Raw genomic sequence first — 12,043 nt, 5'->3', positions numbered from 1 at the left:
TTTCGGCGACCTGCTACTTGCTCCTGCGGCCGAACTGGAACCAGCGCCGGCGCTCGGCTTTTGTCGCGCCCTTCGGCGGTTCGGTCTGTCCTTTCGGTGCGAAAACCGCCACGCTCTGGGCATAGACGATGACCGGATTGTCCTGCTCGTGCACCTCGAAGGCTTCCGTCTCCGTCCCCGTGTCGAGAACCCTCGACCATTGTCTGAGCCCGTTCACCACAGGCAGGTGAACCTTGCAGTCGCCACCGGCATTGAAGACGACGAAGAGGTCGTCCACCGTTTCGGTGGCAGGTGCATACACGCTCCTCGAGAGATAGACGCCGAGCACCTGCAATCCGTCGTCATTCCAGGCGCCGTCGTCCATGAAACTGCCGTCCGGCTTGTACCAGGCGATCTCGATGCGCCCGTCCTCGCTGACCTCTCCCGTCAGGAACCGCTCCTGCCGCAGCACGGGATGAGCCTTGCGGAATGCGACCGCCTGTTGGCAGAAACCGAGAAAGGGATCGTCGAGCCCCGCCCAATCGGTCCAGCCGATTTCATTGTCCTGGCAATAGGCGTTGTTGTTGCCGTCCTGGCTGTTGCCGAGCTCGTCGCCGGCCAGCATCATCGGCACGCCCTGGGAGAGCATCAGCGTCGCCATCATATTGCGCCGGCGCCGCGCCCGCGCCACGTTGATATCGGCATTATCCGTCGCGCCCTCGGCGCCCATATTGTCGGAATGATTGTCCGAATGGCCGTCCCGGTTATCCTCGCCGTTCGCCTCATTGTGCTTGCTGTCGAAGGACACCGTGTCCATCAGCGTGAAACCGTCATGGGCCGACAGAAGATTGACCGAGGAGGTCGCCCCCCGGTCGGAATGGTTGAACTGCGGCGCCGAACCGGTGACCCGGGCCGCCACCTCCGACACCATGCCGCCATCGCCTTTCCAGAAACGGCGCACATCGTCGCGGAACTTGTCGTTCCATTCGCGGAAGGGATGCGGGAAGCCGCCGACCTGATAACCGCCCTCGCCGATATCCCAGGGTTCGGCGATCAGCTTGACGCCTGACAGGATCGGATCCTGCCGGATAGCGCCAAAGAAGCCGCCCTGACGGTCGAATTCCAGATCCTGTCGGCCGAGCGTGCTGGCGAGATCGAAGCGGAAGCCGTCGATATGCATGACGCCCACCCAGTAGCGCAGGCTGTCGAGCACCATGCGCATCACCATAGGATGGGCGACGTTCAGCGTATTGCCGGTGCCCGTCGTATCGAAGGTATGGCGCGGATCATCGGGGGAGAGGATGTAATAGCTCGCATTGTCGAGCCCGCGGAAAGACAGCGTCGGCCCTTTCTCGCTGCCCTCGGCGGTGTGATTGTAGACCACGTCCATGATGACTTCGATGCCGGCGGCATGAAACTTCTTCACCATGGTCTTGATCTCGGTGATCTTGTCGCCGGACATGTAGCGTGATTGCGGCGCGAAGAAGCCGAGGGTCTGGTAGCCCCAATAATTGCGCAGGTTGTTTTCCAGGAGATAGCGATCGTCGAGGAAAAATTGGATCGGCAGAAGCTCGATCGCCGAGATGCCGAGCTTGACGAGATGGTCGATGATCGGATCGCTGCACATGCCGAGAAAGGTGCCGCGCAGCCGGTCGGGCACCTTCGGATGTGTCATCGTCAGGCCGCGCACATGCGCCTCGTAGATGATCGTGTCGGGCCAGGGACGGCGGATCGCCTCTTCACCGGCCCAATCGAAGTCCGGATCCTGAACCACGCCCTTGACCGTGAAGGGGGCGCTGTCACGCTCGTCGAAGGAAAGATCGTCTTCGCCGATCTGATAACCGAACAGCGCGTCGTCCCATGTCAACTCGCCCGTGACCTGCTTGGCATAGGGGTCGAGCAGGAGCTTGTTCGGGTTGAAGCGATGACCGGCTTGCGGGTCATAGGGACCGTGGGCTCGATAGCCGTAGACGGTGCCCGGCCCGATGCCGGCGATATAGCCGGACCAGATATCACCTTCGCGCTTCGGCAGCGGCAGCCGGGCAATCTCATCCTTTCCGTCGGGAGAGAAGAGGCAGAGCTCCATTTGTTCCGCATGAGCGGAGAATACCGCGAAATGGGTGCCAGAACCCGTATACTCCGCCCCTAGCTCCGGCTTGAGGAAGTCGAGTTCCGAAAATGAAAAGCTCATGATGCCCCGCTTGCTGAAAAGACCAAGCGGGAAACGTCACGGCGGTTCGAAAGTTCCCTTATGAAAGGGAAAAGGGAACGCTGGTGCTCGCTGACGGATGCCTTTACGGCATCAGTTGGCCGCCATTGACCTCGATGATCTGGCCGGTGATGTAGCCCGACAGCGTTGGCGAGGCGAGAAAGAGATAGGCTCCGACGCAGTCCTCTGATGTGCCGACGAAGCCCATCGGGATCGATCTGCGCTGCAGCTCCATCTGCTCGTCATCGGTGTAACGCTCATGGAAGGGCGTGGCGATGACACCCGGCGCCACCGCATTGACGCGGATCCTGTCGGCGACGAATTCCTTGGCATGGCCGCGCGTGATCGTCGAGACGAAGCCTTTGGACGCCGCATAAAGGATCGCACCGTTGCCGCCGCCGTTGCGCGCGGCGATCGAGGTGGTGTTGATGATGAAGCCACCCTGCTTCTTCAGCCACGGATGCGCGGCACGCGTCGCCGCCAGCACCGAGCGGGCGTTGAGGTCCATGACCGCGGCATAATGCGCGTCGGTGTATTCGGAGGTCGGCTTGCGCCCGAGCATGCCGCCGGCATTGTTGATGAGCCCGTCGAGATGGCCGAAGGTCTTGGCCGTCTCTTCGACGACGCGCTCGGTCTCGCCTTCCCGCGAGACGTCGCCCTGGATGAGATACACGGTGCCGCCGGCAGCGCGGATCTCCTCGCCGAGCTTCTCGGCCGGTTCGCGGCTGGCATTGTAATGCACGCCGACCTTGGCCCCTTGAGCCGCAAAGGCGCGGGCGGCGGCCGCACCGATCCCGGTCGAGGCGCCGGTTATCAGGACGGCCTTGCCGGAGAGATCCGGCAGTTTGATGGATGCGAGCGATTGCGCAAGTTCTACCATGGCGACGATGGCCTCCCGAAAAACCAAAGACATAGGTGATGAAACAGATTGGGGAAGTCTATCAGTCGAAATCGATGATGGGCAATGCACGAAAGCGGGAGATTTGTGTCGTGGGGGAATGCCACGGCTATCTCGTTCGCACGAATAGCTGCCCCTCACCCTAACCCTCTCCCCGTAAAAAACGGGGAGAGGGAACGTGCCCTGCGAGATGTTGGCGAGGAATCGAGAGGTCGCGACATGTCCCTTCTACCCGCAAGCGGGGGTCCGATGGACGGGGCGAGACACGTGGCTCCCCCCCCCCGACAAAGGTGGCGGCAGCCGGATGAGGGCCGCGCTCGCCGAGCTCCTCGACCGGATCTCGCTACGCCGCCATGCCCAAGACTGCCTCCTGCTCCCGGCGGGCGAGAGGCGGGAAAGCGAGCGCCATCCCCGCAGCCCCCAGCCCAACCATCGCCGAGCCGATGAACAGCCAGGAATAATTGCCGAAAGTGTCGAATATCCAACCGCCGACGAGAGGCCCGAAGGCCATGCCGAGGCTGGAGAGCATCGTCGCCGCGCCGAAGACAGTGCCGAGGATGCGCGGCCCAAAATATTCACGCGCCAGCACCGCATAAAGCGGCATCACACCGCCATAGGCGCTGCCGAAGATAATGGCGAGCGCATAGAATTCGCCGAGCCGGCTGACGAAGAGATAGGTCGCGAGCGCGGCCGCCTGCACCAGCAGGCCGGCGATGAGAACCGGCTTCACCCCGATCCTGTCGGCAAGGCTGCCATAAAGCAGCCGGCCGCCCAGCCCCGCAAGACCTTCGACGCTGTAGATGCTGACGGCGGCCATCGGCGCCACACCGCAGATCGTCGCATAGCTCACCATATGGAAAATCGGCCCGGAATGCGCCGCGCAACAGGCAAAGAAGGTCAGCCCGAGCACGATGAATTGCGGCGATAGGAAAACCTGCGACAGCCGCGGCTTAGCTCCTTCCGCCACGAAATCCGCACTCGTCTCGACAGCCTCCGCAGGCGGACGCCTGACCAGAAAGGCGGCCGGTATGAGCAGCACCCAGACCGCAACACCGATGATCAGCATGGCGGGACGCCATTCATAGGTCGAGATGAGCCAGCGCGCGAAAGGCGAGATGGTCATCGGCGCGACCCCCATGCCGGCAGAGACGAGCGACACGGCAAGCCCACGATTTTCGTCGAACCATCCGATGGTCGTCGCGATCATCGGCGCAAAGAAGGTGCTGGCGGCCAGCCCGACGAAGATGCCGTAGGTCAGCTGGAACTGTAGCAGCGTCTGGGCGCGGCTCGCCAGGACCAGTGCCAGCCCGAGCAGCACCGCTCCGATCAGCACGACGACGCGCGGGCCGAAGCGATCGCTCGCCGCGCCCCAAAGGAATCCGCCGAAGCCCATGACGATGAAATTGAGCGTCATCGCGCTTGCGATGCCGACATGTGACCAGCCCGTCGCCGTTGCGACAGGCTCCTGGAAAATCGCCAGCGAAAACATCGCCCCGATTGCAACGCAGCTCATCAATGCGCCGGTGGCGACAATGACCCATCGATAGGAAACACTCATGGCTCCATAACCTCCATGCCGACAGAGTGATCGCGACGCCAGCGGCTCTCTCCGCCGCGCCTGCGATCTAAAGACGCTCGAGCTGCTACGTTTTCGACAGCGCGCTCGCATCTTTTTTTGGCTCGCCGCATAGCTAGAGGGCGTCGCGATCTTTCAGGTTCGCTTGCCACTTTAGGCCTTTAATTTCCCGCATGTCGTTGCCGCAAAACAACTGCACACTTTTGCCCGAACTGTTTTAGAGATTACGAAACATCACCAAAGCGTCGACATAACCCTCGGTGGGATGAAGGAAGACGCCGGGAAGACGGCCGACGATCTCGAAGCCGAGGGACTGCCAGAGCTGAACCGCGCGTTTATTGCTGCTGACGACGAAGTTGAACTGCATGGCTCGAAAGCCCCTCAAGCGGGCATGTTCCAGGGAATGTTCATGCATCCGGCGAGCGACGCCGCGGCCGCCTGCTGCGGGGTCGGTCATGTAGCCGCAGTTGCAGACATGCCGTCCGCCGCCTGCCTGATTGGCCTTAATGTAATATGTGCCGAGGATAACGCCGTTCTCTTCGGCGATGAAGGTCTCGCGGTCCGGCCCCATCCAGTAGGCCAGCGCATCGGCCTCACTGAGATCGCGGTCGAGCGCATAGGTCTCGCCGGCGCGGATCGTCGGACCGACGATCCTCCAGATCGCGCTTTTATCGTCCTTGCTTGCGGGTCTGATCAGCATGCCCGACTTCTATCGAAGCCGGGCATTGCGTGCAATGGATTGACCGACCTCAAACCCTTTCGAGTGCGATGGCGATCCCCTGCCCGACGCCGATGCACATCGTCGACAGCGAATATTTTCCGCGGGCTTCGGCAAGCTCCAGCGCTGCCGTGCCGGTGATGCGGGCGCCCGACATGCCTAAGGGATGACCGAGGGCGATCGCGCCACCATTGCGGTTGACCCGCTCGTCGTCATCAGCAATGCCGAGCGCGCGCAGCACCGCCAGCCCCTGGCTGGCAAAGGCCTCGTTGAGCTCGATGACGTCGAACTGGTCCTGTGTCATGCCGAGCCGCGCCATCAGCTTGCGCGAGGCCGGGATCGGCCCGACACCCATCACCCTTGGCGGAACGGCTGCAGCCGCGCCGCCGAGAACGCGGGCAATCGGCGTCAGGCCATATTTCCGCGCCGCAGCTTCGGAAGCGATGATCAGCGCCGCCGCCCCGTCATTGACGCCGGAGGCATTGCCTGCCGTCACCGTGCCGCCCTCCTTTTTGAAAGGCGTTGCGAGTTTCGCCAGCGCCTCGATCGTCGTCGCGCGCGGATGCTCGTCCTTCTCGACCACGACAGGATCGCCCTTGCGCTGCGGGATGGTGACAGGGGTGATCTCCTTCGCCAGCCGTCCGTTCGCCTGGGCGGCCGCCGCCTTCGCCTGGCTTCGCACCGCGAAGGTATCCTGATCCTCGCGGTTGACATGATAATCCTCGGCAACGTTCTCGCCGGTCTCCGGCATGGAATCGACGCCATATTGCTTCTTCATCAGCGGGTTGACGAAGCGCCAGCCGATCGTCGTGTCGTGAATTTCGGCCGCGCGCGAAAAGGCCGTCTCGGCCTTCGGCATGACGAAGGGCGCGCGCGACATGCTCTCGACGCCGCCCGCGACCATCAACTCGGCCTCGCCGGAGCGGATGGCGCGCGCCGCGGTGATGACCGCATCCATTCCGGAGCCGCAGAGCCGGTTGATCGTCGTGCCCGGAACCGTGATCGGCAGGCCGGCCAATAGGGCCGACATACGCGCAACATTGCGGTTGTCCTCGCCCGCCTGGTTGGCGCAGCCGAAGATCACGTCATCGACAGCGTCCCAATCGACGGCACCGTTTCGCTCCATCAGCGCCTTCAGCGGGATTGCGCCGAGATCGTCGGCGCGCACCTGGGAGAGCGAGCCGGCGAAGCGGCCGATCGGCGTCCTGATATAGTCGCAGATAAAGGCTTCGGTCATGGCTTTTTCCTTAGAGTTTGGGAACAACAAGGTCGGCAACCGGCCCCTCGACATGGAGCGGTGCGCCGGTCATGGCCTGCAATTCCTGCAGCGACATCGCGGCCAACTTCTCCCGCAGGACGAAGTGTCCATCGACGATGTCGATGACGGCATGGCTCGTATAGACGCGGGTGATGCAGGCGACGCCGGTCAGCGGGAAGGTGCATTTCTCCACCAGCTTCGGTTCGCCTGTTTTGGTGACATGCTCGGTGATGACGCAGACCTGCTTGGCGCCGTGCACGAGGTCCATGGCGCCGCCGACGGCCGGCACACCTTTGCTGCCCACCCGCCAGTTGGCGAGGTCGCCATTCTCTGCGACCTGATAGGCGCCGAGGATCGCAACGTCGAGATGGCCGCCGCGCACCATGGCGAAGCTGTCGGCGTGGTGGAAGAAGGCAGCACCCGGCTTCAGCGTCACCGCCTTCTTGCCGGCATTGATCAGGTTCCAGTCTTCTTCGCCTTCAGCTGGCGGCTCGCCGAAATTCAGGATGCCGTTTTCCGTGTGGAAGATCGCTTCGCGACCGGGCGGCTGGTAGCGGGCGACCATTTCGGGAAAGCCGATGCCGAGATTGACATAGGCGCCGTCGGCGATGTCCTGCGCGGCGCGCCAGGCGATCTGCGCATTGGAAAGCTTGATGTCTTCCCTGATATCGATGGTCATACGTAGGCCACTCCGGCTCGAATGAGCTCTTCTTCCTGCTGGGGATCGGGGACGGCGACGACATGGTCGACGAAAATACCAGGCGTTACCACGTCCTCGGGATCGATGCCGCCGGCCGGCACGATCGATGAGACCTGGGCGATCGTCTTGGCTGCCGCCATGCACATCAGCGGATTGAAGTTTCGGCCGGCCTTGTTGTAGGTGAGGTTGCCGTGGACATCACCGATCTCAGCCTTCACGATCGCGAAGTCGGCCTTCAGCCAGCGCTCCTGCACATAATGGCGGCCATCGAATTCGGCGATGACCTTGCCTTCCGCAAGTTCGGTGCCATAGGCCGTGGGCGTGTAGAAAGCCGGAATGCCCGCTCCGCCGGCGCGGATGCGCTCGGCAAGCGTTCCCTGCGGCACCAGTTCGAGTTCGATTTCGCCTGCCAGGTATTTATCCGTGAACGCGCGTGGATCCGACGATCGCGGGAACGAGCAGATCATCTTCCGAACCATGCCGGCATCGATCATTGCGGCGATGCCGATGCGCCCGTTGCCGGCATTGTTGTTGATGACCGTGAGGTTCCTGGGGCCCTTGTCGATCAGGGCATGGATCAACTCGATCGGCGCGCCCGACCCACCAAAACCACCGATCATGACCGTCGCGCCATCACCGATCTCAGAGACGGCCTCCGCCGTGCTCCCGACTGTCTTGTCCATGCGGGATCTCCCTTGGCTACGGTCGGGAAACTGCTCATCCCTTCCTCGGTGTCAGACATAAGCTGCGACGGGCTATGCGGCAAGAATTTTGTGCGTTATTTGACATTTGTTCATATATCGCACACAATGGCCAAGGCAGAGTGGAGATCGGACCTCATGCGCGAAACGGATTTCGTCAGCGGCTTCGGCCGCGGCCTTAAAGTGATCGAAGCTTTCGGTGAAACGCGGCAGCGGCTTTCCATCGCCGAGGCGTCGAAGCTGACGGAGCTCGACCGCGCCACTGTGCGCCGCTCGCTGCTGACGCTCGCCGAACTCGGTTATGCCGATTACGATGGCAAGTTCTTTACGCTAACGCCGAAGATCCTGCGGCTTGGCCATGCCTATCTCGCCGCCACGCCGTTGCCGGCGCTGCTTCAGCCGCATCTTGATCTTCTCTCGGAGAAAGCCGGCCAGAGCGCCTCGGCCTCAGTGCTCGACGGCACCGAAATCGTTTATATCGCCCGTGCCTCGCAGCGTCGCGTCATGTCGATTAATCTCACCCCCGGCAGCCGCCTGCCAGCCTACTGCGCCTCGATGGGCCGCGTGCTGCTTGCGGCTCTCGCCGAGAGCGAAGCGCGCGCCATCCTTGCTCGCAGCGAGCTGAAACAAAACACCCCGAAGACGAGGACCGACCCGGACGAGCTGATCGCCGAATTCCGCCGCGTCCGCGCCGAAGGTTATGCCGTCATCGACCAGGAGCTGGAGATCGGCCTCTGCTCCATCGCCGTGCCTGTCGATAACGACCGCGGCGAAACGGTCGCGGCGATCAACATCGGCGCGCCGGCCGCCCTCGTCCCGGCCGCGGAGATGAAGGAGCGGTACCTGTCGCTGCTGAAGGAAACGCAAGCCGCATTGCGGCCGCTGCTGCGCCGGTGACGACGGACTCAAGATGGAGCACTCCGGTCAGTGACAGGAGTGCTCCCAATCGTCAGTGAGTCAGGTCGAGCGAGGTGGTCAGGTCGCCCATCGGCGGCTGACCGTTGTTGCGCAGCGCCTCGTCGCGAGCGACGATACCGGGCAAAACAGGCAGATCATAGCGCGCGGTGATCAGGCGGATGATCGAGGTCGTGTCGTATTGTGTATGATCGATCGTGCCGCCCTTGGCGAAGGGCGAGATGACGAAGGCCGGAATGCGGTTGCCCGGACCCCAGCGGTCGGCCTTCGGCGGCGCGACGTGATCCCAGAAGCCGCCATTCTCGTCATAGGTGACGATGACGAGCATATGGCCCCATTGCGGGCTCTTTTCGAGGTGGGAGACGATATCGGCAAGGTGCTTGTCGCCGCTCGACACGTCGGCATAACCGCCATGTTCGTTGAGGTTGCCCTGCGGCTTGTAGAAGGAGACGGCCGGCAGCTTGCCGTCGTCGATGTCCTTGAGGAAAGCTTCGCCGGCAAGACCACCATCCCTGAGATGTTCGCTGCGCGCGGGCGTGCCGGGTGCGAAATTGGCGAAATAGTTGAACGGCTGGTGGTGGAACTGGAAGTTCGGCACCGGCGTGGCGTTCTTGCCGTCGAGCGCCGCCTGCCAGGCGCCGCCATACCACGCCCAGCTGACCCCCTTCAGCGACAATAGGTCGCCGATGGTAATCGCATGCTGCGGCGGCAGTGTCGTTGCGGCAGCGGGATCGGCATAGGCCGGATCGCCGTCCTTGGCCGGCGGGTTGGCGCTCGGCTCGTAGGGCGGCTGCATGGTGTTGACGGCGTAGAAGTCGGGCGTCAGCGTGCCGTCGGAGACGAATTTCGGTGCGCCTTCCAACGCCGACTTCGGTGCGTTCTCCGCCACAACAAGCGACGTGCCATCCGCATCGACCTTGGCGATCACAGGCTTGGCCGGGCTCTTGTCGGCATCGGGATAATAGGGCGCGCAGGCGCAGACCAGCGCGAAGTGATTGAGGAACGAGCCGCCGAAGGCGCCCTGGAAGAAGTTGTCGGCAAGGACGTACTTCTTCGCGACCTGCCACATCGGCAGGATAGAGCCGTCATAATGGCCCATGACGAGGCTGCCGGAATCGGCCCAAGCGACGAACTTGTCGTTCTTGCCACCGTCGATCTGCATCTGCTCCTGATAGAAACGATGCCAGAGGTCGCGGGTGATGACCGAAGGCGCCTGCGCAAAGCCCTTGGGATCGTCGATCGCGAAGGTGGCGTTGGCAAGATGGGCCGACTGCGCCTCGGTGACGGGAGGCGTCACGCCCTTGGCGGTCAGGCCGCCCCAGGCCGGCGGCAGTTCGGAGAGCGGCTGGCCGTTCCGGTCGAGCTGGTGCGCCTGCTCAGCGCTGACATTGGCGAGGCCGTTGGCGCCGGGGAAACCGCCGTAGAGATTATCGAAACTGCGGTTTTCGGCATAGATGACGACGATATTGTCGATCTTGTCGTAACCGGCCGGCGCCGCATGGGCAGCCGTCACCATGGCGAACGGCACGATGGCCGATCCGGCGAGGCAGATGGAGTTGAGGAGTTTCAATCTTTTCACGGCTAGTAACCTCATGGCTGGGGGCGTTGGCTAGAGGGAGCGGGGAACGCTCGGGGGCGAGCCGACGCTATTCCCGCCGTCTATCAACTTTGTGACATCGCAGTTGCCGCGAGACAGCAGCGGAATAGCCGTCATCAATTTGTTGCAGCGAGGTTCGATCATGGCGGAAAGCATTGCTAAGCTATTGGAATCCTTATTATGACGACAAAGATATTCTGGCTTGCGCGGTCCGGTCTGGGGATCGGCATGGCCACGGCGGCGCTCTGCCTGGCCATTCTTCCCCTGCGGCATAGCAGCGCGGCGGCCGCTGCCGGCCTGCATCCCGGGCCGATGTCGCGCACTGACGCCTTCGCTCGGGCAGAAACGCTGACCGCGCTCGGCCGCAAGATCTTCTTCGATCCCTCGCTGTCGGCCTCGGGGCTCCAGGCCTGCGCCTCCTGCCATGATCCCAGTCATGCCTTCGGCCCGGCATCGGCCGAGCCGGTCGAAATGGGCGGCGAACACATGGACCGGCCGGGTCTGCGCGCCGTTCCGACGCTACGCTATCTGCAGGCGGTGCCATCCTTCACCGAGCATTATTACGATTCCGAGGACGAGGGCGACGAGAGCGTCGACAACGGCCCGACGGGCGGCCTGACCTGGGACGGCAGGGTCGATCACGGCGCCGATCAGGCAAAGCTCCCGCTGCTCTCGCCCTTCGAGATGGGCAACAAGGATGCCGCGGAGGTCGCAGCGAAATTGCGCAAGGCGCCCTATGCTGGGGATATCGAGGCGGCCTTCGGCGCAACCGTGTTCGACAATCCGCAAGAGGCCTTCGACGCCGCCGTCGAGGCGCTCGGCACCTTCGAACAGAGCGGTCCCGATTTCTATCCCTATTCCAGCCGCTACGACGCCTTCCTCGCCGGCAAGGCGACGCTGACCGCTCAGGAATTGAGTGGACGGCAGCTGTTCGAAGATCCAGCCAAGGGCAACTGTTCGAGCTGTCACCTCAGCGAACCCGCCAATGACGGCGAGCCGCCGCAATTTTCCGATTTCGGTTTTCTCGGGCTCGCCGCACCACGCAACATGGCGATACCGGCCAACGCCGACCCCGACTATCACGATCTCGGCCTCTGCGGCCCTCAGCGCACCGACTTTGCCGGACGCAGCGACTATTGCGGCCTGTTCCGCACGCCGACGCTACGCAATGTCGCGCTGAAGAAGAGTTTCTTCCACAACGGCTATTTCCACTCGCTGCGCGACGTCGTCTCCTTCTATGCGACGCGCGACAGCGATCCCGGCCGCTGGTATCCGAAAAATTCAGACGGCACGGTCCGTAAATATGACGAGCTGCCGCAAGCCTATTGGGACAATCTCAACCAGGATCCCCCCTTCGGCAGGAAGCCCGGCGATGCGCCTGCCCTCACCGATCCCGAAATCGACGACATCGTCGCCTTCCTCGGGACGCTGACGGATGCCGACTTGCAGCCAGAGGCGAGCGGGCACTAGGGATTGCCGCAGCACCGGCGGC

Annotated in this window: 10 protein-coding genes; 2 read left to right on the top strand and 8 right to left on the bottom strand. The window is 62.9% G+C overall.

Annotated features, from left to right (window positions below; genetic code table 11):
- Window positions 1–13 precede the first annotated feature (13 nt).
- From glgX to EFD55_RS24580, 7 genes are all read right to left on the bottom strand, one after another.
- Window positions 14–2,170 carry a glycogen debranching protein GlgX gene (gene glgX / locus EFD55_RS24610; RefSeq protein WP_125848333.1) on the bottom strand — a complete coding sequence of 719 codons (2,157 nt, stop codon included), beginning with the start codon at window positions 2,168–2,170 and terminating at the stop codon, window positions 14–16.
- A gap of 103 nt (window positions 2,171–2,273) precedes the next feature.
- Entirely contained in the window at window positions 2,274–3,068 is a 795-nt protein-coding gene (locus tag EFD55_RS24605; RefSeq protein ID WP_125848331.1) for an SDR family NAD(P)-dependent oxidoreductase, read from the bottom strand.
- A gap of 361 nt (window positions 3,069–3,429) precedes the next feature.
- Entirely contained in the window at window positions 3,430–4,644 is a 1,215-nt protein-coding gene (locus EFD55_RS24600; protein WP_125848329.1) for an MFS transporter, read from the bottom strand.
- A 235-nt stretch (window positions 4,645–4,879) separates the two neighbouring features.
- On the bottom strand, window positions 4,880–5,362 hold the full coding sequence (locus EFD55_RS24595) for a GNAT family N-acetyltransferase (protein WP_125848327.1): 483 nt from the start codon (window positions 5,360–5,362) through the stop codon (window positions 4,880–4,882).
- A gap of 49 nt (window positions 5,363–5,411) precedes the next feature.
- Window positions 5,412–6,617, bottom strand: a complete 1,206-nt coding sequence (gene pcaF, locus EFD55_RS24590) for a 3-oxoadipyl-CoA thiolase (protein ID WP_125848325.1) — start codon at window positions 6,615–6,617, stop codon at window positions 5,412–5,414.
- 10 nt (window positions 6,618–6,627) lie between these two features.
- A complete protein-coding gene (locus tag EFD55_RS24585) occupies window positions 6,628–7,317 on the bottom strand; it encodes a CoA transferase subunit B (RefSeq protein ID WP_125848323.1) in 690 nt (229 codons plus the stop codon).
- Window positions 7,314–8,021, bottom strand: a complete 708-nt coding sequence (locus tag EFD55_RS24580; protein ID WP_125848321.1) for a 3-oxoacid CoA-transferase subunit A — start codon at window positions 8,019–8,021, stop codon at window positions 7,314–7,316. The genes EFD55_RS24585 and EFD55_RS24580 overlap by 4 nt, the downstream gene beginning before the upstream one ends.
- 156 nt (window positions 8,022–8,177) lie before the next feature.
- Between EFD55_RS24580 and EFD55_RS24575 the strand changes: the two genes are divergently transcribed.
- Window positions 8,178–8,936: an IclR family transcriptional regulator domain-containing protein gene (locus tag EFD55_RS24575; protein WP_125848319.1), complete on the top strand. Its 759-nt coding sequence runs from the start codon at window positions 8,178–8,180 to the stop codon at window positions 8,934–8,936.
- 52 nt (window positions 8,937–8,988) lie between these two features.
- On the opposite strand, the gene EFD55_RS24570 is transcribed toward EFD55_RS24575, so the two are convergent.
- A complete protein-coding gene (locus EFD55_RS24570) occupies window positions 8,989–10,533 on the bottom strand; it encodes an acid phosphatase (protein WP_125848317.1) in 1,545 nt (514 codons plus the stop codon).
- Window positions 10,534–10,731: 198 nt separating this feature from the next.
- Here EFD55_RS24570 and EFD55_RS24565 point away from each other — a divergent pair, with 198 nt between their 5' ends.
- Complete coding sequence (locus EFD55_RS24565) at window positions 10,732–12,021, top strand: cytochrome-c peroxidase (RefSeq protein WP_125848315.1); 1,290 nt, start codon at window positions 10,732–10,734, stop codon at window positions 12,019–12,021.
- Window positions 12,022–12,043 lie beyond the last annotated feature (22 nt).

Source organism: Rhizobium pisi (genome assembly GCF_003938655.1).
In the GTDB taxonomy this organism is placed as follows: Bacteria; Pseudomonadota; Alphaproteobacteria; order Rhizobiales; family Rhizobiaceae; genus Rhizobium; species Rhizobium pisi.
This window is presented reverse-complemented; position numbering and strand designations above follow the sequence as displayed.

Excerpts from the sequence above, each read along its gene's own strand:
- glgX (WP_125848333.1), bottom strand. The coding sequence starts at position 2,170 with ATGAGCTTTTCATTTTCGGAACTCGACTTCCTCAAGCCGGAGCTAGGG.
- EFD55_RS24605 (WP_125848331.1), bottom strand. The coding sequence starts at position 3,068 with ATGGTAGAACTTGCGCAATCGCTCGCATCCATCAAACTGCCGGATCTC.
- EFD55_RS24600 (WP_125848329.1), bottom strand. The coding sequence starts at position 4,644 with ATGAGTGTTTCCTATCGATGGGTCATTGTCGCCACCGGCGCATTGATG.
- EFD55_RS24595 (WP_125848327.1), bottom strand. The coding sequence starts at position 5,362 with ATGCTGATCAGACCCGCAAGCAAGGACGATAAAAGCGCGATCTGGAGG.
- pcaF (WP_125848325.1), bottom strand. The coding sequence starts at position 6,617 with ATGACCGAAGCCTTTATCTGCGACTATATCAGGACGCCGATCGGCCGC.
- EFD55_RS24585 (WP_125848323.1), bottom strand. The coding sequence starts at position 7,317 with ATGACCATCGATATCAGGGAAGACATCAAGCTTTCCAATGCGCAGATC.
- EFD55_RS24580 (WP_125848321.1), bottom strand. The coding sequence starts at position 8,021 with ATGGACAAGACAGTCGGGAGCACGGCGGAGGCCGTCTCTGAGATCGGT.
- EFD55_RS24575 (WP_125848319.1), top strand. The coding sequence starts at position 8,178 with ATGCGCGAAACGGATTTCGTCAGCGGCTTCGGCCGCGGCCTTAAAGTG.
- EFD55_RS24565 (WP_125848315.1), top strand. The coding sequence starts at position 10,732 with ATGACGACAAAGATATTCTGGCTTGCGCGGTCCGGTCTGGGGATCGGC.